Annotated in this window: 16 protein-coding genes and 2 tRNA genes; 7 read left to right on the forward strand and 11 right to left on the reverse strand. The window is 30.3% G+C overall.

Features of this window, described 5'->3' with window-relative positions; translation table 11 throughout:
* Positions 1–66 precede the first annotated feature (66 nt).
* The 3 genes from PVA18_RS02685 to terL all read left to right on the forward strand — a co-directional run bounded on the left by PVA18_RS02685 (position 67) and on the right by terL (position 2,859).
* Positions 67–600, forward strand: coding sequence for a hypothetical protein (locus tag PVA18_RS02685; RefSeq protein ID WP_231568487.1), 534 nt, complete (start codon positions 67–69; stop codon positions 598–600).
* Between the two features lie 137 nt (positions 601–737).
* Positions 738–1,280 (forward strand): hypothetical protein, encoded by a 543-nt coding sequence (locus PVA18_RS02690; RefSeq protein ID WP_045804576.1) that lies wholly within the window; start codon positions 738–740, stop codon positions 1,278–1,280.
* Between the two features lie 169 nt (positions 1,281–1,449).
* Positions 1,450–2,859, forward strand: a complete 1,410-nt coding sequence (terL, locus tag PVA18_RS02695; RefSeq protein ID WP_045804575.1) for a phage terminase large subunit — start codon at positions 1,450–1,452, stop codon at positions 2,857–2,859.
* Between the two features lie 365 nt (positions 2,860–3,224).
* On the opposite strand, the gene PVA18_RS02700 is transcribed toward terL, so the two are convergent.
* Together PVA18_RS02700 and putA are read right to left on the reverse strand one after the other, a co-directional pair.
* Positions 3,225–4,502, reverse strand: a complete 1,278-nt coding sequence (locus tag PVA18_RS02700) for an adenosylmethionine--8-amino-7-oxononanoate transaminase (protein WP_045804655.1) — start codon at positions 4,500–4,502, stop codon at positions 3,225–3,227.
* Positions 4,503–4,870: 368 nt separating this feature from the next.
* Entirely contained in the window at positions 4,871–8,002 is a 3,132-nt protein-coding gene (gene putA / locus PVA18_RS02705) for a bifunctional proline dehydrogenase/L-glutamate gamma-semialdehyde dehydrogenase PutA (RefSeq protein WP_045804574.1), read from the reverse strand.
* Positions 8,003–8,760: 758 nt separating this feature from the next.
* Here putA and fabG point away from each other — a divergent pair.
* Positions 8,761–9,507, forward strand: coding sequence for a 3-oxoacyl-[acyl-carrier-protein] reductase (gene fabG / locus PVA18_RS02710; protein ID WP_045804573.1), 747 nt, complete (start codon positions 8,761–8,763; stop codon positions 9,505–9,507).
* An 18-nt stretch (positions 9,508–9,525) separates the two neighbouring features.
* A complete protein-coding gene (locus tag PVA18_RS02715) occupies positions 9,526–10,326 on the forward strand; it encodes a hypothetical protein (protein WP_045804654.1) in 801 nt (266 codons plus the stop codon).
* Here PVA18_RS02715 and PVA18_RS02720 read toward each other — a convergent pair.
* Positions 10,320–10,391, reverse strand: a tRNA-Met gene (locus tag PVA18_RS02720). The two genes, PVA18_RS02715 and PVA18_RS02720, sit on opposite strands and share 7 nt — an antisense overlap.
* A 386-nt stretch (positions 10,392–10,777) precedes the next feature.
* Between PVA18_RS02720 and PVA18_RS02725 the strand changes: the two genes are divergently transcribed.
* Positions 10,778–11,548 carry a hypothetical protein gene (locus PVA18_RS02725; RefSeq protein ID WP_045804572.1) on the forward strand — a complete coding sequence of 257 codons (771 nt, stop codon included), beginning with the start codon at positions 10,778–10,780 and terminating at the stop codon, positions 11,546–11,548.
* Positions 11,549–11,956: 408 nt separating this feature from the next.
* Here the strand turns inward: PVA18_RS02725 and xth are convergent, their stop codons facing one another.
* The 4 genes from xth to PVA18_RS02745 form a co-directional block, all read right to left on the reverse strand.
* Positions 11,957–12,802, reverse strand: coding sequence for an exodeoxyribonuclease III (gene xth / locus PVA18_RS02730; RefSeq protein WP_045804571.1), 846 nt, complete (start codon positions 12,800–12,802; stop codon positions 11,957–11,959).
* Positions 12,803–12,829: 27 nt separating this feature from the next.
* Positions 12,830–14,095 (reverse strand): bifunctional glutamate N-acetyltransferase/amino-acid acetyltransferase ArgJ, encoded by a 1,266-nt coding sequence (argJ, locus tag PVA18_RS02735; RefSeq protein WP_045804570.1) that lies wholly within the window; start codon positions 14,093–14,095, stop codon positions 12,830–12,832.
* Positions 14,096–14,332: 237 nt separating this feature from the next.
* Positions 14,333–14,926, reverse strand: coding sequence for a hypothetical protein (locus PVA18_RS02740; protein WP_257639922.1), 594 nt, complete (start codon positions 14,924–14,926; stop codon positions 14,333–14,335).
* 487 nt (positions 14,927–15,413) lie between these two features.
* On the reverse strand, positions 15,414–16,115 hold the full coding sequence (locus tag PVA18_RS02745) for a hypothetical protein (RefSeq protein WP_045804568.1): 702 nt from the start codon (positions 16,113–16,115) through the stop codon (positions 15,414–15,416).
* A gap of 204 nt (positions 16,116–16,319) precedes the next feature.
* On the opposite strand from PVA18_RS02745, the gene PVA18_RS02750 reads away from it, so the two are divergent.
* Entirely contained in the window at positions 16,320–17,501 is a 1,182-nt protein-coding gene (locus PVA18_RS02750; RefSeq protein WP_045804567.1) for an argininosuccinate synthase, read from the forward strand.
* Between the two features lie 248 nt (positions 17,502–17,749).
* Here PVA18_RS02750 and PVA18_RS02755 read toward each other — a convergent pair whose 3' ends face one another.
* The 4 genes from PVA18_RS02755 to PVA18_RS02770 form a co-directional block, all read right to left on the reverse strand.
* On the reverse strand, positions 17,750–18,631 hold the full coding sequence (locus PVA18_RS02755) for a hypothetical protein (RefSeq protein WP_052692776.1): 882 nt from the start codon (positions 18,629–18,631) through the stop codon (positions 17,750–17,752).
* Positions 18,632–18,705: 74 nt separating this feature from the next.
* A tRNA-Met gene (locus PVA18_RS02760) sits at positions 18,706–18,780 on the reverse strand.
* Positions 18,781–18,832: 52 nt separating this feature from the next.
* Complete coding sequence (locus tag PVA18_RS02765) at positions 18,833–23,320, reverse strand: ankyrin repeat domain-containing protein (RefSeq protein WP_045804565.1); 4,488 nt, start codon at positions 23,318–23,320, stop codon at positions 18,833–18,835.
* 187 nt (positions 23,321–23,507) lie between these two features.
* Positions 23,508–24,701 (reverse strand): deoxyguanosinetriphosphate triphosphohydrolase, encoded by a 1,194-nt coding sequence (locus tag PVA18_RS02770; protein ID WP_045804564.1) that lies wholly within the window; start codon positions 24,699–24,701, stop codon positions 23,508–23,510.
* Positions 24,702–24,704: the final 3 nt, after the last annotated feature.

Genomic DNA, 24,704 nt, shown 5'->3' on the forward strand with positions numbered 1-24,704 from the left:
ATTTAATATGTGTTAATAATTGTAAAAATAATTACAATGCTACAGCAAAAAAAATTAATATATCAAATGATAGATAAGTGTAATAGCTATCAAAAACTCTATACAGCAGAAAAAAGAATATCTGCCCTATTAAAAATAGCACAAGATGAATCTCTGCTAGAAAACCTTTCTATAACAAAGCAAGCATCATCAAAAGAAAAAGCAGAAACTCACGTTAATCAAACACTAAATGCATTAATACTAGAAAATAATAATGAACATGAAGAGATCACAAATATTAAAAATAATATAAAATTAAAATTTAACATGCTTATGTCAGTTATCGCACATAAAATGGACCCAGTACAACGTGCAGGAGAAACTGCTGAATCAAATAAAAGAGATGCGAAAAACTTTGGAAGGTCAAACAAAGATTCTTCAAGTTTAACGATGGCACTACTTAAAACAATTTTAAATCAAATAAAACTTATATTAGAAGTAGCTATCACAAATCACAAAATTGAAGATCATAAGGATATGAATATAAATATAGAGCAACAACAATCATATTTACCTAATCTAGAATTCCAAAAAAATAATCAGCAAGACAGAAGCAGATAATACGTATCAGCATCATATAATTAGCAATATGATTAAAATATTTAAAAATAATATAAAAATAGAAGTATAACATCTAGATTAATAAAAGATTTATATGAATATATTAATATTATGATATATCATATGTTATATATAATATGCTTTTCCCTTATAAATTAAAAATCAAAGCAATATATAATCATATTAATAAATGTGATAATACTAACGAATTAGTATATATATACAAAAAATTAATTAAAACAGAAAAATATTTAAATAAAAGAAAAAAGGTATCAAAAAATATTGATATACATAATGTAAAAAAAATACCTAAAGAATTAAAAAAAAATAATTTATCAATTTATATAAAAAAAGAAATCAAAAGAGAAATTAAAACTTTATTAATGTCAACCATAGCTCACGAGATGGATCCAACACAACGAGCTGGACAAACCGTAGCCTCAAATATTAGAGGAGCAAAAAAGTTTGGTAGAGATAACAAAAGTAAAAAAAAAACCGGTTATAAACGCAAATCAAAAAGCATGTTTTTAAAATTACTCAACTTTTTATTTCATCTTATCATCCCAATACCTTCATGTACATTAAATGCTAGCCTTATTATACAAAATTCCATCCTAAACAACTCACAACACATAATGTATAACAAGAATCATAAAAATTCTAAAGTTGCCAAAAAATAAACAAAAATACATATAGAGCAACGTTTAATTAGCCAACTTCATTCGCAATTTTGATTCAGTAATATACTCCATAAATATACTTTAAAAGACTAATATTAACAATAATAGAATATACAAAAACAATACAACTAAAATAATACCAAAGTTAAAATCATCGTATTCATAAAAAATGTCTTATAATTTCTTAGATTTTCTAAAATTATGCTTTAAAACAGTATCACCAAATAATCAAATAATAAATAATTGGCATATTCAAATAATAGCAGATAGATTAGAAGCTGCCCTTAATGGAAAAATCAATCGATTAATAATTAATATGCCTCCAAGATTTATCAAATCCATATGCGTTAGCATAGCATGGCCATCATGGATCTTTGGATTAAATCCTCAAGCTAGAATTATAGTTGCAAGTTATTCTCAAATACTCAGTGAAAGATTATCTTTAGATAACCGACATATATTACAATCTGAATGGTATAAAAAACTATTTCCACATGTAATATTATCAAAAGATCAGAATACAAAACGAAAGTTTCAAACAACACAAAGAGGTTATAGATTTGCAACATCAATAGGAGGAAGCATTACAGGAGAAGGTGGAGATATTTTAATTATAGATGACCCAATGAACCCTATGCAGGCATTAAGCAAAACTTATAGACAACGTGTATGTCATTGGTTTGAACAATCCTTCATGACTAGGCTAAATGATAGAAAAAACAGCATTGTTGTAATAGTAATGCATAGATTACATACAGATGATTTAACTGGATACTTACTGTCAAAAAAGACCTATAATAAATGGCATATATTATCACTCCCTATAATAGCAGAAAAGAATCATACTTTCTATTCTATTACTTCACCATGGAAATTTAAACATGGAAACAAAATAAGAAATGTTTTACATATAAGAAAAGAAGGGGATCTTCTATATAAAAAATACGGAAAAAAATACATAGAAGAATTAAAATCAGACCTTGGATCATATGCATTTGCCGCTCAATGTCAACAACACCCAATCCATTTGTCAAGTGGCATAATAAAATACAAATGGATTCAAAGATATAGTTCCTATAACAATGAAGATAGTAATATAACTCAAAGTTGGGATACAGCATCTTCTTCTAACAAGAAAAGTAATTATAGTGTATGTACAACATGGTCTTACACAAATAACTGCTTCTTCCTATTAGAAGTGTATAAAGTAAAACTAGAATATCAACAATTAAAACAAGAGATAATAAATTTAGAAAATTATTGGAAACCTAATGCTATACTTATAGAAAAAAAAGCAAGTGGGTTACAAATCATTCAAGAATTAAGTAGTATTAGCACAACATCCATCATAGGTATTGTACCAACAGCTAATAAGGTAACAAGATTTTACAAAATTATTCCTATATTTGAATCCAGAAAAATATTTTTACCATATGACTCTCCATGGCTGAGTGATTTCGAACAAGAATTATTATCATTCCCAAATACACAAAACGATGATCAGGTCGATAGCATGACACAATACTTGCATTGGTTTAATAACAAGATTAAAAATACTTTCACCATTAGAGAAATATAGTTTCACAATCTACCATATGACTCCCTATAACTAGTGACTCTTTTAAAATCAGGACCACATCTCAAATATAGAAAACAATACACTATTAGACCGCTAGCATATTTATTATTAACAATATTACAATTCAATATTCAGAAATATAGTTTTATAACTTACCACATGATTTTCATGGTTTAGCAATTTTAAATAATTGCACTATCTATCTCATCTCCAAAATAATAATTAAGCTAACAACAAAATACAATACTTATTTACAATAATACTACAAAATGCTTTTTACTGTAAAAAAAGTAATAGTAATTACATTAGATAAAAAAGTATTATATCCGCTCTTACACCATTTACGTATATATTTACCACAATAACTATATATTGTTTTTAAGTATTATATATATTGATGTTATTAATTTAGTAAGTTCACTAGAATTAATTATAAAAGGTGGCATAACATATATTATATTATTAATAGGACGTATCCACACATTTAATTCAACTCCTTTACTTATAATATCATTTTTATCAATTAATCCACTTTCTAACTCTACTATCCCAGTTGCACCTTTCACTCTAATATCAGTTACATAACTTAGTTGTCTAAATATTTCTAATTCTGATCTTAGTTGATTTTCAATTAACGTAACATTTTGTATTAAATCCTGATTTTCAAAAAGATCAAGTGAAGCATTTGCTGCAGCACAAGCTAAAGCATTTGCCATAAAAGTTGGACCATGCATAAAAGCATCATTTATATTATCTGATAAAAATGCATTATAAACCTCCTGCGTAGTTAAAGTTGCAGCTAATGTACAAAATCCACCTGTCAATGCTTTCCCAATTACCATAATATCTGGAACAATATCTGCTTGATTACATCCAAACATAGTCCCAATCCTACCAAAACCTGTAGCTACTTCATCTGCTATAAATAATATGTTGTTATTTCTTGCAATATCATAAATCTTTTTTACAATACTTGCAGAATGAATCAACATCCCACCTGCTGCTTGCAAGATCGGCTCTAAAATTATAGCAGCAATACAATCTTTTATAGAAGATATTGTATTTGTAAAACTCTCAATTTCCTCTTCAGTATGCGGTAAGGGCAAAATGCACTGTAAAGGGTGATACTTTTTGAATTTGGTACCATGAATCTTTCCAGGATCAGATATTGACATACAACCCATTGTATCTCCATGATATCCATTAACAAAAGATATAAAACTACATTTGTTCACATTGCCCAAATTTTGGTGATATTGCACTGCCATTTTCATAGCAACTTCAACAGCAGTTGACCCAGAATCTGAAAAGAAAACTCTACTCATTCCCTGTTTTGGAGCAATTTTGACAAGTCGAGATGCTAGAATATAACTTTGTTCATGTGCTAATCCAGAAAACATAACATGGGATAATTTAGCAACTTGATCTTGAATCTTTTGAACAATATGTGGATGAGAATACCCATGACACACACTCCACCAACTAGATATACCATCAAGTAACTTTGTATCATCCTCCAATGTTATATAACACCCATTAGCAGATTTTACCTTTAATGGTAGAGGCGAATTTTTCATTTGTGTATAAGGCATCCAAATATTTTGATATCCTTCATCAAACCATGTATAAAAATTACTATGCATAAACATTTACAGCAATTGATTAAGAAATTACATTATAAAAAAGTATAACTACACATATATTACATGTTATTACCTAATTAAACCATAAAGTATCTACTTAATCACAAGTCTAGATAAATATAAGTAAGCACAAACAGAATTAGATCATTATAAAAAATAGTACGACTATAAAACCCCAGGCTCATACTTTCAGGAGATAGGATATTCTCATCTTCATCAGGAATTTATATAAAATATATAATCTACCACTTTAGTATAGCGCTAGAATGCTATCAAAACAGTAACATTTATGCTTCTAAACCAATAACTTACATAAATATTCCTAATAAAAATAGAGATAGAACACAAAATAATATGTTCTACCAAATCTAATCAGTTAAACACATCAAAGAAGTGTTCCCACCCAAAGCTGTAGTGTTAATACTTACCACTTTTTCTGTTAGGAACCTATGTAAATAATATGGACCACCTGCTTTAGGACCAGTACCAGACAATCCTTGTCCACCAAAAGGTTGCACCCCTACTACTGCTCCAACTTGATTTCTATTTACATAAACATTCCCAACATTTATATTATCAATAATACTATCAATATTACTCTGCACCCTACTTTGCACAGCAAACGTTAACCCATATCCTGTACTATTGATCTCGTCCAAAATTTTATGTAAATTCTCTTTCTTATAACGGATTATATGTAATATCGGACCAAATACTTCCCTCTTTAACTGAGATATACTTTGTATCTCATATGCACATGGAGCAAAGAAATAACCTTTTTTACAATCTTCCCCTAACTTAACTTTACACAATAATTTTGCCTCTTGTGACATCTTGTTTTCATGGGAGATTAACATTTCTTGCGATGCCTTATCTATTACTGGCCCTATATCTGTCTTTAATAACATAGGATCTCCTATGACCAAACTTTCCATAGCACCACAAATCATTTCAATTTGTTTATCTGCCACTTCTTCTTGCACAAATAATACCCTTAACGCTGAACACCTTTGTCCAGCACTTTTAAATGCTGATGTTATAACATCATTTGTAACTTGCTCTATTAATGCAGAAGTATCAGTTATCATGGTATTTAAACCACCTGTTTCAGCTATGAATGGAATAATACCACCTTCTTTTTGTGCAATAGATTGATTAATTATGCTAGCTGTCTCTGTTGAACCAGTAAATGCTACTCCACCTATCTTCTCATTTTTTAATAATACTTCTCCTAATTCTTTACCATGACCTAACAATAAGTGTAAAACTTCTTTCGGCACCCCAGCATCATACAATAACTTTACTGTCTCATATGCAATGATAGAAGTTTGCTCAGCAGGTTTTGCAAGTACAGTATTTCCAGTAACTAATGCTGCAGCAATAGGACCAATAAATATTGCTAAGGGGAAATTCCAAGGAGATATGCACATAAATACCCCTCTACTTCTAAAGTAAAGATAATTATCTTCCCCTACAGGACCAGGTAATTTTTTTGATTGCTCTAATTCCTGCCTTCCAAGAAGTGCATAATAACGTAAAAAGTCAACAGCTTCCCTTACTTCTGCAATAGCATCAGAAATAACTTTACCCCCTTCTCTGATAAGTAGAGTTATTAACTTTGCTTTATTTTCTTCTAGTAAATTAGCTGCTTTTTCCAGTATAGCAGCACGAGTAGAAACTGGGATATTAGACCAGTCTTTAAACGCATCATATGCTATATCTAAGGCTGATAATGCTTGTGCAGAATCTGCAAATAATACCTCTCCTATAATGTCTTCAGAATTCGTTGGAGAAAATACCTCCATAAAATTACCATCTAGCTCTTCTCCCCCTATAATTGGAGCTGCTCTAAATTTGCAAGTTTGATAATTTTTCATTTCTTCATTAAAACTTGCTAAAGTAACAGAATCAGTAATATCAATACCCATAGAATTAAGTCTATCAGGCCCAAATATGTCCTTTGGTAATGGTATATTAGGATGAGGTAAATATTCGAACTCTTTTGCTTTTTCTAATGGATCTTCTATTAACTGTTCCAGTGACACATTACTATCATTTAATTGATTAATAAATGAACTATTTGCTCCATTCTCTAATAATCTTCTAATCAAATAAGGAAGTAAATCCTGATAACTTCCAACAGGAGCATAAACTCTACACTTAACATTTGCTGCTAATTCTTGCGTTACATATTCATACAAACTAGCTCCCATACCATGCAATCTTTGAAATTCAAACCCTGGATGATCCTTATTTGCCATTTCTAATATTGCAGCCAATGTATAAGCATTATGTGTAGCAAAACATGGAGAAAAAGTATTTGGCTTACTTAAAATTTTGTTTGCACAGGCTAAATATGACACATCAGTATACACCTTTCTTGTAAACACTGGATAACTACTTAAACCTAACTCTTGAGCATTCTTTATTTCATAATCCCAGTATGCACCTTTTACAAGCCTTAGCATCATCTTATGATGAGATCTAACTGATATATCTTCCACAAAATCTAATACTGAAAATGCTCTTTTTTGATACGCTTGTACAGCTAATCCTAGACCTTCCCATCCATTCAAACTACTATCAAACCGCAATTTTTCAAGTATCATTAATGATATTTCTAATCTACTTGCTTCTTCTGCATCAACACATACACGAATGTTATGATCTTTTGCCAATCTACATATTTGCAATAATTTATCTACTATCTCATCTAATACTTCATCGATTTGTGAAAACTCATATCTATTATGTAATGCAGATACTTTGACTGATATCTCATCATAATCTATTAAATTTCCTGTTTCATTAACAATTTTAGACTTTCCTATATTTTCTACCGCTGCCATATATTCAGTAAAATATCTTTCTGCATCTTTTCTAGTTTTTGCGGCTTCCCCTAATATATCAAATGAATATAACTCACCTGCTTTTCTATTGTTAAGTGCTTCTATTATATCTCTTCCCTTTATAAAATGTTTGCCCAAGATACACATTGCTTGCTGCACTGCCTTTCTAATTATAGGCTCACCCATTGTTTTCAATAAATTATTTATAGTACCAAATAATCGAGTACTATCACTACTATCTTTTAATACTCTTCCACCTATAAATAAACCCCATGTTGCTGCATTAACAAATATTGATGAAGAACTACCTATATGATTACTCCACATACTGTTTCCTATCTTATCTCTTATTAAATCATTTATGGTGCAATCATCTGGTATTCTTAATAAAGACTCTGCTAAACACATAAGAGCTATGCCTTCTTCATTTGATAAGCCATACTCTTGCATGAAAGCATCTATTATACCTAAATTTCTATCTACTCTTATTCTCTCTATTATTTGTTTTGCAACACTATAAATCCTAATTTTAGAATCTTGTGATATTTCTGTTTTCTCTGTCAAATACCTTATATAACTATTTTCTTCTGTACGATACAACATCTGCATACGTCTACGTATTTCATTCGGCGCTTGTAATGCACTTATCATTTCTCATATCTCCCATTAATACTTATACTTGCTACAGCAACATATTAGTTAACAACTAGAATATCTAATCAACCCTATTATGAAGTTAATAATTAAACACACTAATAAAAATCAAATATTTTGTTTATCATAAATATTAATAATATTCTATAAAAATTCACGACTTTATTATTTTTCTAAGAGTTACGTGGATATCTTAAATAAACTATTCTAACAGAATTATACAAATAGTAACACACATAACACAGTACCAATACTATATATAAGATAATATACACCATAAAACATATTACTACTATAAAAAATATAAAACTCGCATACCTTTCTACAATAACAACATTAAACTAACCCTTACAATAACTATTATAGGTATCTATTTAACTGAAATATACACTAACTTGAGAGCTACTTTATTTCTAGAATACTAATAAATACATTTTGTAATCACTTTTAACTGCAGAAATCTATACCTAATGCTACCATATATGAACATAATTATTTCTTTTATCCATTATGTATCATGACACGCTTATCGAACTTATTTAATATCATAAATTTTACAACAATATATTCTACAAATTTGTCCATAGTATAAAAAATATTACATATATTTCAATAGTTACACAACATCACTATCTAGAATAATCTTCAATCATCTTGCATAAACATATTTATGCATTACTTTAACAACACAACTCTTTACTTCTCATTTTCAACAAAGTAGCATATCATGTTAAAAGTGTACATTTAGGTCTAACATGTTTAATCTATCACAAAAAAGATTTTTAATCACTGGAGCATCTGGTGGTATTGGAAAGGCTATAACTAAAACTTTATCAGCTGCAGGAGCTACACTTTGTATTTCAGGTACTAAAGAATCTGTTTTACAGGAAATCGCAAAACAATCTTCAAGCACAGATAGTATAATACATACTTTACCATGCGATTTAACAAATGATGAACAGATTAATGGTTTAATTGACAATGCATGTAAAATTATGTCTGGCATTGATGGTATCGTATGTAATGCCGGTATTACATTAGATAAACTCACATTACGTACTTCTGATGAAGACTGGCATAAAGTTATCAATACAAACCTGACTACAACCTTTAAGCTAAACCGTAATGCATGCCGTTCAATGTTAAAAAATAATCAAGGAAGAATAATTAACATCTCCTCAATTATAGCATTTACTGGTAATCCTGGACAAACAAGTTATGCAGCATCTAAAGCTGCCATTATAGCCATGAGCAAATCCATAGCAAAAGAGTTTGCAAGTAGAAATATAACCGTAAATTGTATAGCTCCAGGATTTATTGCAACATCAATGACAGATGTATTATCCGAAGAGCAACGCAATAACATTATTGCAAATATTCCTATGAGAAGAATAGGTACACCAGAAGAAGTAGCTGCTGCAGTTTTATTCTTAGCTAGTGATGAAAGTAAATATATTACAGGTCAGACTCTACACGTCAACGGTGGAATGTTAATGTACTAATCAACATAGAAAAAGTGCATGTTTTTTTCAAAAAAAGCAACATATAAAACTAAGCACTACATGGCACTTTGTGCTAATGTTATATACTTTGGAGTATTCCTATTTGCAATTTTTATACAGCTAATCAGGTTCCCTTCTAAGCTTAGTGCTAAAGATCTATTGTTAACTAATCTACTGATGGTTTTATCAGCACGCATTATACTGTGTCTACTATCGTACTATGAATTAGCATGTACACACCATACTAACAATAAAAACTCTTTAATAAAATATAAAAAAGTAGCACACACAGCTGAAGCACTTAGTGCTACAATTGCAATAATAATACAAATCATTGCGATACATCAAGTAGCAACAGGCAATTTAGAGATAGTATCAAGTAAGAAAACAGCAATCCACACCAAAGGCGCTGTAGACTTTGCTTGCATATTAATCAAGCTATTAATAGCATCACCATTGCTGATATATTTTAACTATCATAGAATGAAACAAAATAAGCATATAACACAAAAAAAATATCTGGTATTCTTATTTTCCCTTTCTATAGTGTCACTAGTGATAAATCTTATAGCATTTGCTGGCAAAATTATTAATGTTTTAGAACAAACTCGATTTTTTTCGCTCTTTGACACAGAAGATCACAACAATAACGGGCCTATTAACTTTCCTCTTGGACCAATAATTAGAATATCATGCATTGCAGTTAGTATATTATTAACAATAATAATACTCAATATAGAATTATCTGCTAACTTAGCATTATCAGATATTGAAATACAGCATCAACACAAAATACTAAATAATAGGGTAAGTGGCTAAGGAGGGATTCGAACCCACGGCCAAGAGATTATGATTCTCCTGCTCTACCACTGAGCTACCTAGCCTTTTAGTAATCATATAACATACGACTCTTATAATTTCAACACAATTATACAGTAATTAATTATAAAAAATTTAATGCTTATAACTTAATAAAAGAAATATTAAAACTACATATGCTTTTAAAGGCAATCTTATCCATCCTGTTATATCAATACACGTTTTTTAATTAAGAACACATTATTTTTATAAACTTACATAACAGAAAGTTATTTGATGATATTATAAAAGACTTTCTATATAAAAAGATATTTCTATAACAAAAAATATACTATATACTCATGCCTTAAATAAACTAAAAATAATTATCTTCAAAAAAGTTTTATTATTAAAATGATTCAAAAATAAGAAACGAAAATCATAAATTTACATAATGTTAAAGTATACAAATATGACCAAAAGTAAGAGTCTAAGTTACACAAAAATTCATCTTATAGCTACAGTAATAATTCTATCATTATGGAATGTTTTTTTTATAATAAAATTAATATCAAGTATCCCAAAAGATGTTAAAAATCTTATATCATCATATACTGCAATATTATCAATATCATCAATATTACTCTATAGTATTAATATAACATATAACTTAAATATCGTATTAAAAAATTACCGAAAAAAAACAAATCTGCAAAAAAAAATCTTATTTTCTTATTTGGGATTTATAGGAGAAGCAGTAAGCTTACTAGGGCTTAATATTATATCAACTATTGCCATTTTAATTTTGCCAATCAACAAGCATATGGCTATAGCAGCTTCTATATTGAATATACTATCTTCACTTTTCGTAATAGAATACGCTTCTATTTCATTAGACACAAATATTAAACAATACAAAGAATTAAAAAATACCAACACATCTACAAAATATACAATATGGTCAATGGTAAACTGGATTACAGCATTAATCATATCAATAGCAAATGTAAGTTTCACATCTATTAGTTACTTAATAACACACAATGGCACTGATATTTTTAAAATCTTATTATTTACAGTATATGTATCAATTATCACTTCTATGATTCTTATGAAAACCATGCAAGAAAATGATCATTCAACATTATCAAACCTACAGGTAAAAGCTACAAAAGCTAATATAGCAGCAGAAGAAAGACAACATCTTATTAAATGTCAAGAAAGCCGCGAGTACAGTAGATAAAATTCACAATATACAATTAGACTTTTCCAGAGTAAACCCACACATTATATTTACATACTTAACAAGTCCAGTTAAAATATCAAAAAGTATGTCTTAACCTTCCTCAATTATTCGTATCAATATATATCTAGACGAAAAATGCGTTATAGCATATATAAACCTACAAACAAAACACTATTAAATTTTTGGTAAGACACTAAAAATATATTGTAATATGTACCTTCACAAGTAAGGACAGTTGTTAGATTAAAGAACGTTTTGCATATATAGTTTTAACTGTGATTCAGATATTTATATGTTCTTATTATAAAAATCAATTTATTTCTATATCTAAAACACAGCACATATTGTAAAACACAAGTTCCTAGATATTAAACAAATCAAACATTATATTTATACATAAACTAACTAAGAACTTAAATCAATATTACATACAACTGGAGCATGATCAGAAGGTGTATCTAAACTTCTGAGTTTATCATGAATAACACAAGATAACAGCTTATCTGCAGCTTGTGGTGACAACAATAAATGATCTATCCTTAAACCTTTGTTTGCTTGCCATGCACCTGCTTTATAATTCCACCAAGTAAACTTCTGCTCATACTCATTTAATATACGAAAAGCATCTGTAAATCCCAGATTTAAGATAGATCGAAATTTTTCTCTTTCAGATTTATGAAAGCACAGCCTACCATCCATAACTTCAGGAGAATACACATCTATAGGATAAGGACATACATTATAATCACCACCCAATATTAAAATATCTTCCTGTGTAAGTAAAGAGAACATATGTTCCCTTAACTGATCAAAAAATCCAAGTTTATATTGAAACGCATCAGAATCAATACTTTGCCCATTAGGAACATATATACTGGCAACACGAACTTTAACATTATTACATAAAATCACACACTCTAAATAACGAGATTCTCTATAATTATAAATAAAACCTTCTGAACTTAATTTGTAACATAAACTAGATTCGTAATCAGAAAAAAAAATACTTGTAACCAATTCCCCAATTATAGGATACCTTGTTATAATAGCTACCCCATTTCTAGCCTTCTGTCCATGTACATAACACCTATATCCTAATGATTCCACATTAAAAAAAGGAAATAGTTCATTTGTACACTTTATTTCTTGTAATAATGCTATATCAATATCATATTCTACCAACCAACTACATAGATGATCCAACCTCTTCCTAACAGAATTAACATTCCACGTAGCTATTTTTAAATTCATTATAATTTCTAAAATTAACAATAATAATCAAGTCAAATATTTGCCATTAATATCAACAAATCTATGGGTTAAATCACAAGTCCATACAGTTGCATCAAAATTACCAGTATTAATATCAACTTCAATATAAACATTCTGCTCATTTTTTACATATTGATTAACAGCAACTTTATTATAGGTAGAACTAATTTCACCATCTACTAACACAACATTATCTCCTATTTTCAACGAAATCTCATTCTTATTAAATGGCTCTCCAGCTTTACCTATAGCCATAACTATTCTACCCCAATTAGCATCTCCACCTGCTATAGCAGTCTTTACAAGTAAGGAATTCGCTACCGAAAACCCTAATTTTCTAGCAGAATTCAATGACACAGCATTTTTAATATTAATTGTAATAAACTTTTCCACTCCTTCTCCATCTCTGACAATCAAATGTGCCATTTCCACTAGCATATCTTTTAAAGCAATTTTAAAATCATCAATGACTTGATCATCAGCAGAGCATATCTGTTTATGTTTAGCAAGATTTGTAGCAAATATCAAAACTGAATCACTAGTAGAAGTATCGCCATCAACAGTAATATTATTAAAAGATACATCAACATATTCTTTTAATAATTTTTGCAATACATCTGATTTGATATTAGCATCAGTAAAAACATATGCTAACATTGTCGCCATATTAGGGGCAATCATACCTGAACCCTTACATATTCCATTAATCGTAACTTTCTCACCACAAATTAATACTTCTCTTGTTACCATTTTTATAAAAGTATCAGTTGTAGTAATACTATTAGCAGCATCTTCCCAGGAGTTTTTAGCATTACTCCATATAGGATTTAGTATAACAGATTTAATTTTATCAATTGGCAAGGGAACACCTATAACTCCTGTAGAGCAGAAATAGACTTCTTTAGTAGAACAACCAAACCTTTCTGCACATAATCTTGTCACTTCTTCAACAACTTTATACCCTCCAACACCTACTGCAACATTAGCATTACCAGAATTCACAATTAAAACTCTTGCCTTACCATAAGGAAGTATTTTCTTACAATGTTCAACATTGCTACTTGCTGTATAAGAAGTTGTAAAAACACCCCCCACAGTAGTGTTAATTGGCATTTTTACTACTAAAAGATCAAGCTTATCTAAAGTTCTGCTAATACCACAAGCAAAAGAATACAACTCAATTCCATTAAGTTTAGGCATAACAGGAAAATTAGTAGGAGCAAGCGGAGAAAGAAGAAATCTAGATAGATTATTTGAAAGATTCTTGACCATTATACACTACCAAGCTAACATTTTTATACTTTTCAAGTTATATAAAGTATAACCACACAATGCAAGAAAGTTATTAAAAAAAAAACAGCAAAATTTCATTCCTAAAAAATTAAATATAGTATTATATACTATTGATAACCTCTAAAATTAATCACAATAGCATCGATATTTTTATTAAATAAACCCTCATCAAACAATTACTGATATGCACCAAGCATAGTAAAGCTTAAACCAGTATTATAACATAACTTTAAAATCAGCAAATACAACATGAGAATTGAATTGAAAATCCTGAAAATGATACATTACAGTATTTCCATCTTCATCATAGATTTTATTTGTATCATATTTCCAATAATTCCTCAAATAGCTATATCCTATACATAAACTCACTTTTTTTTTATCAACATAACACAATCCAACCTCACTCTGCACGCTCACACCATAATGAGTCAAAACATGACTTCTAAATCCCTGATAATTCAATAAACCAGCAATACCAATTCCACAACTGAAGTATGCTGTCAGTTTATTATTAATAACATAATCATACCCAGAATTAACAAGAGTAGTAACACTATTAATTTCAAATACATTTTCTATCTTTGGTGTATAGAGTTTTTTACCAATAATCCTTTGCAAGATATCAATCAAATCCATCTTTTCAAAATCCATTAATTTATGTATTGCAGGTTTTATATTTGTATACCTTATTTTAAATTCATAAAAAAAATTATTATCCAATTTATACCCCAGTGCAGTACTAATATCTATATTAAAATGCTGATAATCTATATATTCTGATTTAAAACTATCAGAATAATCCCCCAAAAAATTATAACCTCCTTTTAAATAAAAATGATTAGCTATAGCGTCAAAACTAAATGTAATAACTGTAAAACATATAATGGCATATATATAATTTTTCATAAAAAGTAAAAATATTAACTATATAGTTGATATACAAATCTCTACTATGAAGTCAACATAAAAATTATTAGGATAAATCATCCAATACAATTAATATAAGTCAATAATTTTTACATTACCTATATTGAGATATTACTATCTTGCATCACTTTTAACTATAAATTACTTGTATATTAATATATTATCAATAAGATAAATAACATACTTAAGAATTAGATTAATGTATACTCATGTACAATTAACAACACGTTTTTAATCATGAAATATATAAATAACAAATTTTTTAGAAAAACCACTTTTATAATCTGCATAACAATAAGCAAAAAATTTATAACTAAAAATCAATACATTATAAACAATAATTAATATAAACTATCAATATATAGCATTAAAAAATAAATTCTAAACCAAATATAAGACCATAAGATCCTAAAATACAACAATGTTTCAAATTAACATCATCTCTAGGTTTTGCATAACCAATAAAACATCTATAACCACTATAAATAGCAATATTAGGTAATAATTGATATTTTATACCAACCATATTTTGTATCATTAATTTGTTTTCAAGATCTAGAGATTCACTATTTTTTGAAAACCAACCGATAAGATAATGGATATCAATACCTGATCCAAAGAAAAACGTAAGGTCCATTATACTAAAAAAATTACCAACATCATAGTACAGATTAAAGAAAATTTTATACTTATTGCTATTCCAATATAACATTTTCTTTTCTAAAGGTTCTTCATTATCTTCATTAGCTATCCTTTGTTCATTAAGTATTTTTTTCTTAGTCATATACACAAATTCTAAATCAGTCCTAAAATTACTTAAAGAAGCACTAGGAAATATATAACCTAATGACAGTTCAACATTATAACCTACTACATTATTTACACTAAAATCAAAATCTAAATATCCATTTCCAGTTTTAAACTCTAGTATTTTTTTATCATACCCATAAGACCCACCAATATAAAAATTGCCAATAGAGTTATTTACTATACCTTTTGCAAACACTTCATTGCATTTTGAACAAATTAATACCAAAAGTATAATTTTTAGATACAAGATAATTTTCATGAAGACAGTATATTTTTACCAATATAGTTATGTATAATATAATATAAATTATTATTTGCATTGTAATTTTATTAATATCTCAAATTATTTCGAGAAGCTCAAATTTTCCAATCATTACAACATCAATTATCAACAATAATAACTTGTCATTCTAATAAAAACATAATAAAATTTAAGCTTGACGTAATTATTATTTATTACCTAATGAAAAAAATAGTATTAGCTTACTCAGGAGGGTTAGATACCTCGGTTATATTAAGATGGCTTCAAGAACAATACAATTGTGAAATAGTAGTATTTACTGCAGATTTAGGACAAAACGATGATATGTCTGCTATAAGACAAAAGGCAGTTTCATTAAACGTCAAAGAAATTTTCATAGAAGACTTAAAAGAAGAATTTGTAAAAGATTTTGTATTTCCCATGTTTAGAGCAAATGCTGTATATGAAGGGTATTATTTGCTTGGTACATCTATAGCAAGGCCACTAATAGCTAAACGTCAAATTGAAATAGCTCGCCTCACAGGAGCAGATGCTGTAGCACATGGAGCAACTGGAAAAGGAAATGATCAGATTAGATTCGAATTTGGGTACTATTCTTGCAACCCAAATATAAAGGTAATAGCACCTTGGCGTCAGTGGAAATTAACTTCAAGAAACAGCTTAATAGAATATGCAAAAAAGCACAATATAGATGTTCCTTTAGATAAAGCAAGTGAACCACCATATTCTATAGATGCAAACTTATTGCATACTTCATATGAAGGAAAATCTTTAGAAGATCCATATGTCGAACCTGACTATACAATGCTCTCCAAATCAGTAATTCCAGAATCAGCTAGTGATACTCCAGAATATATAGAAATTGCCTTTGAAAAAGGGGATCCATATGCAATAAATAACGTACCTCTTTCCCCTGCAAATTTATTAAAACAATTGAATACAATAGGTGGTAAACATGGTATAGGAATTATAGACATAGTAGAAAATCGTTATGTAGGCATAAAATCACGAGGAGTATATGAAACCCCTGGAGGAACAATACTTTTACATGCACACCGTGCTATAGAAAGCATAACTTTAGATAGAGAAGCCGTGCACCTTAAAGACGAAATAATGCCAAAATATGCCAAGCTAATATACAATGGTTATTGGTGGACTACTGAAAGACAAATGTTACAAGCACTCATCGATAAGTCACAAGAAAAAGTAAACGGAGTTGTACGCTTAAAATTATACAAAGGATCTGTTATGATCGTGGGACGAAAATCTCACAACAGTTTATATTCACATGATCTAGCAAGCTTTGACACATCAGAGAATTACAATCACGCAGATGCAGAGGGGTTTATTAAAATAAGTTCTCTAAGATTAAGAAATAGTTGATATTTTATCTTGAACTTTATAAATAAAAGCATTTAGTATTAATACAACCACAGATTAATTTATATCATTTCTACTACAACACTGAATTTTGGATAACCTATAAATCTAACCTTAGATGAATTTGTAATTATTAATATAGATCACTGTTATTAATTTTCTTATTGCTAATTTCTTCATTTCTTATTCAATCATCATCAATATATTATGCATTCAGTTGTTAAAAAATGGTGTGTGCGCACACAAAAATTTTACCGACAACACGTATTAACAACCTGAGCCTTGCTAACATCAACAACAGAATTTAACTTCACACCTAATCCTGCTTCATTAATAACTAATTTTGCTTTTTCTTCTGATACTTCACCTGCCCCTACATTACTGTGTTCAGTACCTACAGCATGATGCGGCGTAAAAACTTGCGAAAAAAAGATAGATGTTAAAACAACTGCATATCCAATAAAGACAGTAGCTTTTAAAAGCATAGCAAGACTATGATTAGTATAAAAATCTAAAACTTCATGTAATGCTGTTTCATATAAAATATTATAAATTCCCAATGAAAGAAATAATATACTATTCAGCAGTACCCACTTAGCATGTAATTTTACCTTCATGCTACTAGATTCTTTTGATGCAGCATTGCCTTGAATACCTTTTATTAAAAGTACATATCCATACATTACAGAGAATGATGACGCAAAAATATTAAAAAGACGCATAGGCAAAGCTACGGAATTAAAAGGCATTAAGTGAGCCCCTAAAATCAGCAGTACAGAAGCTATACAACAAAACCCCATAGACTCACCAATAAAACCCACCGCTACTATTAGCTGCTTTTTAGCAGATAATACAGGCATAGAACTCCTAGAGTCTTTATTAAATTGTTTTAACTTGTTTCCCAGCTCACGCTTTACATTAATTATATTTAATATATTACATGTAATATTAATAAACTGTGAGATAAATGATAGTGCCGCAACTGTTAAGAAGAGATAATCCCCTAAAAATTTTATATTGCTAGATCCATATAAAATAATAAAAAATGCACCAGTTAACAACGTTAAATACAAGACTGACAATACAATATATGACATCTGCCATTGATGAATTACATAGCTACTAGGTCTCATAAAAATCCCCAACACTGATATAACTTTAATAATGACAACACACTTTACCTAAACACAATCTTCACAGAAAAAAGTTGCGGGGGACGGATTTGAACCAACGACCTACAGGTTATGAGCCTGTCGAGCTAACCAGACTGCTCTACCCCGCACTACTATTAATAGAACCATAAATTTTCAGATCTAGGTTTTTATTACACTAAATTACTTGCCATGGCAAGAACTTTTTTTAGTAGTAGTACTTTGACTCGGGCCAGAAGAAACTGCTGACTGAATATCTACATTACCTACAGATCCAATATCCTCAGATATATCACCAACAATATTCTCTATTTCCCCACTTAATGCTTGCATTTGACTTACTGGTATTTCACTTTGATCAGATGATTCAACATAAGAAGAAGGCCCCTTGCCAAAAGTACTAAAAGAAGAGCTCGCACTTGATACAGATGACTCTTCAGAAGATGATTTAACATCCAAAGAAGATCTTCTGCTAAAAGAGCTCAAACTTGATACAGGTGACCCTTGAAAATCTGATAACTTTAACATACTGAATCCATAAGCAGCATTTTCTATCTCACTATCCATATCTTCATATAGATTTTCTTCATATCTTTTATATGTTGATTGATCTTCTGTTAATGATTCACTACTAGTAGTATCTGTCAATATTTCAATACTACTACTTTCCTTCTCTTTTACTGATGAATCATCAACACTAGATAACAATTCATCTGAAGCTACAGATAATTTCATTCTAGCAGCTGCTTCAGATTTTGATATTGCTTTAAACAAAGAAGGCTTTAGCTTAAATAGTCCTCTACCTTTTCTAAAAATACTTGTCTCACTAATACATTCTGATAATAACTTACCATCTGCACCAGGTATTGTTAATGTATTGGTATTACACAATGGAAAAAGTCGTGAAGCATATGCATTATCTTCTGATAGAGCATAATGCACAGGAGTATTCCGTTCTGTATTTCGCTCATTAACAAGCTGTTTTAACACTTTTTTATTTAACTTGTCAGTAACTAATTTCATTATATAATCAAGTGAAGGATTTTTATCAGTTGCTTTACAAACTAAATGTAGTAATGTATTACCTGCAGCATCTTTTGGTGTTAGTACACTAGATAAATCTTCTTTTTTACAATCTTTCAATATTAATGCTGCAAATTCATGGGAACCATTCTGCATTGCTAAATGTAATGGGGTATTCCCGTTCTCATTTTGTACACATGCTAAAGCTGCAAGTTGCCTTTTATCTAAGCTATTTATCACCAATTTAACTAGCTGCACATCACCAGATTTAATAGCCATATGTAATAATGTGTTTCCTTCGCTATTTTGCGTCCCTATAATCTTTGACAGATCTTTTTTAGACATAGCATGCATCATATCAGCTGCCATCTTCAAATTATTTGACTGCATAGCTAAATGTATGGGTGTATTACCAAGATTATCTTGCTTTGACAACACACTCCTAGCACCCTTATCACTCTTAGAGATTATGACTTTCAAAGCTTTTTCAGCAAACGTCACATCTTGATGAGTAGCAAGCATATGACATACTGTCTTCCTATCATTTCCAGCTACACTAGCATCACATTTCTTCTGTACTAGTAACTTTAGCATATCAAGGTTGGAATTTTCCACTGCAACCATCAATAAACCCTTTCCAAAATGCATACTATTTGGATTAGGTACTTTTTGATTAACATCTCCACCATGACGAAGCAACAACGCAACAGCTGCCATATTATTACATATTACAGCAGCGGATAATGGATAATTACTACTGTTCGGAGAAGTTGGTACACCTTTATGATTTAGTATCATACTTAATAATTTGTTATATCCAAAGTATGCACATTTCTCCAAAAGTACATTCTTATCTTCACTTGAACCAAGTGTTGCACCATGATCCAACAAAAGCTTAACTGTATTAATAACGCGTTCTTCTCTCTGTCCTGAATATATTGCATGAGACATTGCAGACTTACCATTATTATCTACAATACTAGCATCTGCACCAGCTACACATAACGCTTTTACAACTTTTAGATCTCCTAACTCCAAAGCTTCATGTAAAGCTGTTATACCAGCAGCATTTTGAACATTCACATCAATATTAGGATTAGCTAATATTTCTTTGACGAGTGAATGTTGACCTTTACTAATCGCATAATGTAATACAGTATCCTGATCTGGTCCCATACGTTGATTAATCTCCAAATCCTTATGAGATACCAACATTCGTATTACACCGTTATTACCCCGAATACATGCTAAATGTAATGGACTAGGTACACCATCGCTCTGAGCATTAACTTCTGCCTTTGAAGCACTATTAACAATAAATTTTGCAGTTTTGGCATTACCAAATAACATAGCCATATGACAGCTATTTACTCCAGTAGAAGATTCTTGTTGCACAAGATCTGGTGAATACTTAAAGATTGCTTTAAGCACCTGTAGATTACTATATCGAATAGCACAATGCACTGGAGAGAGAATGAAACCTCCCGATTGTATACGATTAAATAATGGGCCAAATCTGTCTAATGCTCCCTTTTCTACAGTAAAATCAGATAAATCTAATCCTCTTCCATCCTTGCCTTGTAATAAAGATTCACGAAAAACATCAGCCCCATGGTGCTTTTGTATACTCTTTTTAAGTGCATTAAATACTTCAACACTAGATTTGCTACAAGCAATATGCAAAGGTGTATTACCGTGTAAGTCATTTGATAATAATGATTCAGCAACACTACCAGTGCCTTTAACACTCGCTTTAGCTGAACATAAAGCCTTTACTGTATTAATATCACTTTCCGCAACAGCATGATGTATAGGCATATATCCATTTACATCACGTATACAAGCATTAATTCCATTTTGTAATAATATTAAAGGCAATACCTCTGCATTATTTCCTATTACAGCACAATGAAGTGGAGTATACCCATATTGATCCTGCATATTAACTATAGTAGTTTCAGGACTAAAACAGCTCTGTGTATTCCTTAACACAGATGCTAGCACTCCAGGCTTAGAACATGCAGCAGAATTATGTAGAGGTAATCTGCCTATACCATCTACTGCAGCAAAATCCGCATTACATTCTTTAGCAATTTGTACATTTTCTACAGAACAAGTAGGATTTTGACACATAATGTGCAGAAAAGTTTCATTGCCAAAATTCCGAAGATTTATAACATCACTTCTTGTATTAGATATACAAAGACTTAGCATTTGACCAGTACAATTTCGAGCAGCCAAGTGTAGCGGTAAATTACCTTCAGTATCTTGAATGTTATAAGCATCACGTCCACAATAGCCTGCTGAATCTTCCGTACTTTCTATAGCGGAAATTATTCTTGTATCAACATTACACGCATAAGCTAAATGCAGTAATGTCATTACATTCCTAGCTTCACTAACAGGATTACCTTCAACATCAACTTCTATTGGATTTACAATATCCTCAGCTACTCCTTGATCATTAATATCTAAAGCAATAACAATATCTCTTATTTCCTGCTCAGATAAATTTCCCTTAGATTGAATTATCTGATCACAAATATCCCGCATTAATCCTGAAGTTACTAACAACTCAGGATTTATTCTTTCATCACGTATAACTGCATTTCTAACAGATTCCCAATTACTATTATCTTCAAATTCCATAGCATCAATGCCATCACTATCATGATATGGCGCATCTACCAAATCTCTGCTACGTATACTAGGTCCGTTATATCGAGTAACTATAAATCCCTCAACATCACCTATATCTTCCCTTGGTGGAAGTGAAGGAGGAATTTCCTCTTCTTCAATAGACAAAGGTTCTTCTAACACTGGAGGAGCAACAGGTCTCTGACTCTTAGGTAAAGGTGAAGCATATATATCCTCAACAGCTTCTGTTTGTTGTTTTACCTGCCCATCATCTTTTTGACCTGCTCCAATATCAGTATATATATCCCCATATTCAGATTCTTGCGCAGGTATACTTTGATATATATCACTTTCCAATTCTCGACCAACATCACCCATACCTTCCCTTACTGGAAGTGGAGGGGGAGTTTCTTCTTCTTTAATAGACAAAGGTTCTTCCAACACTGGAGGAGCAACAGGTCTCTGACTCTTAGGTAAAGGTGAAGCATATATATCCTCAACAGCTTCTGTTTGTTGTTTTACCTGCCCATCATCTTTTTGACCTGCTCCAATATCAGTATATATATCCTCATATTCAGATTCTTGCGCAGGTATACCCTGATATATATCCTCAACAGCTTCTGTTTGTTGTTTTACCTGCCCATCACCTTTTTGACCTGCTCCAATATCAGTATATATATCCCCATATTCAGATTCTTGCGCAGGTATACTTTGATATATATCACTTTCCAATTCTCGACCAACATCACCCATACCTTCCCTTACTGGAAGTGGAGGGGGAGTTTCTTCTTCTTTAATAGACAAAGGTTCTTCCAACACTGGAGAAGCAACATGTCCAGTAGCACCTCCAGGCTCTTCCTGTACATCCAGCTGTTGTTCTTGCCCTTCAGTAAGTTGCTGATCTTGCTGACCAGATGGATTTACTTGATCTGAATCTTGAGGAGGATTATTACCCTGCACATTAGGATTTTTTTGATTTTGTTGTAAATCATCCTTTTTTGGATCTGTCATAAAAATTTCCTACAATAAATACTTGGATCATCAATGCAAATACTACAAATAAAAATATTTATAATAAATTACACATACTAAAGTGGCTCGATAAAACATGCACACTGTACTTGTTAAGTTATCAATAATATTTAAAAAAATAATTAATATAGGCTGTTATGATGTCATAGACTATAGTCAATGCTTATTAAAATGCCAACATCTCATATGTTGAATCAAAAATTTTCCTATGCTCTTGAATAGCAAAACGATCAGTCATTCCTGAAATAAAATCACAAATTACAATTGATCGATCCATTAAATTTGAATCCATCGCCTTCATAGCCCAATCAGAAGGTAAAACCTGCGGGTCATCATAAAAAACTTGAAATAATTCCTTTATTATACGTTTTACCTTATTCTTTACTCTTTTTACTTTATAATAATTGTATAGTTTTGTTCTAAGAAAATTTTGTAAACCTATTTTATATTGATTCATTTCATCAGAAAAATGAACAAGTGCTTTACCTAATTTCCTAATATCATTTTGAGAAGATATATCATACTCCTTAATATTACTTACAACTTGATATACTATGTCTGCTATCATAACATCAACAGTCTTTCGTAAAAATTCATGTATAATTTGATTATCAGATATATTTAATCCAGAATTATCATCTATAACTTTTTTTAATATTCCCCCAACTAATGGCAATTCCAATAATTCCTCTATAACTAAAATCTTTGCCCTTATTCCATCATCAATATCATGCATATTATAAGCTATATCATCAGAAATAGCTGCAATCTGTGCTTCAGCACTAGAGAAATTATGAAGATCTAACTTATAATACGAATCATAATCTAACATAAGTTTATGTATTTTCTTATTTGAATTGACTCTATTTTTCCCTGTAATAGGACCGTTATGCTTAGCTACCCCTTCTAATGTTTCCCAAGTAAGGTTCATACCATCAAATTTTATATACCTTTTTTCTAAAAGTGTTAATATTCTCAAAGCCTGAATATTATGATCAAATCCCAAATGATGCATAGCCATTTCATTTAAAGCATCTTCTCCTGCATGTCCAAATGGAGGATGACCTAGGTCATGTGCTAAAGATATAGCCTCCGTCAAATCTTCATTAAACCTTAATTTTCTACTCAATAATCTTGCTATTTGAGCAACTTCAAGACTATGAGTTAATCGTGTTCTATAATAATCATTTTCATAATTAATAAATACCTGTGTTTTATACTGTAATTTACGAAATGCACCTGAATATATAATACGGTTATGATCCCTTTGATAACAGCTACAATACTGGTCTTCCTCTTCATGAAATATTCTACCTTTTGTCTCAGTAGGATTACATGCATATTTTACTAAATCTAACATAGT

Origin of the sequence: Ehrlichia muris subsp. eauclairensis (assembly GCF_051097115.1) — a bacterium.
GTDB lineage: Bacteria > Pseudomonadota > Alphaproteobacteria > Rickettsiales > Anaplasmataceae > Ehrlichia > Ehrlichia muris.